The organism is Exiguobacterium sp. SH1S1 (genome assembly GCF_004337245.1).
Classification (GTDB): Bacteria; Bacillota; Bacilli; order Exiguobacteriales; family Exiguobacteriaceae; genus Exiguobacterium; species Exiguobacterium aurantiacum_A.
Genome location: NZ_SJUZ01000027.1, coordinates 1 through 423 on the forward strand (window position 1 = coordinate 1; position 423 = coordinate 423).

Consider the following 423-nt stretch of genomic DNA (forward strand, 5'->3'; position numbering starts at 1 on the left):
CCGAGACGCTCGACTCGATCGAACTCGTCCAGGCCTATGGCCGGGAAGGGGGCCAGCTGTCGACCTTCCAGCGGGCGATCGAGGCGACCTTTGCCGCCGCCATGCGCCGGACCGGCGCGCGCGCAATCATGATCGTGCTGGTATCGGTGCTCTTGTTCGGCGGCTTTACCGGCGTGCTGTGGCTCGGCGCGCGGGCGGTGGCGAGCGGGGAGATGAGCTTTGGCGATCTTGCCACGATGGTGATGTATGCCGCCTTTGCCGGGTCTGGCCTTGGCATGCTGGCGGAAGTCTATGGCGAGGTGATGCGGGCGGCGGGCGCGGCAGACCGCGCGGCGGAAGTCCTGCGCGCGGTGCCGGAGATTTCGGCGCCGGCGCGCCCCAGGGCGATGCCTGCAAAAGGGCAGGGCGCGCTCAGCTTTGACA

At 69.3% G+C, this 423-nt stretch carries 1 protein-coding gene; it reads left to right on the forward strand.

The window, feature by feature from the left end:
• Positions 1-423 (forward strand): ABC transporter transmembrane domain-containing protein (locus EVJ23_RS15085; RefSeq protein WP_201740760.1); only part of this gene is annotated, 423 nt, incomplete at both ends.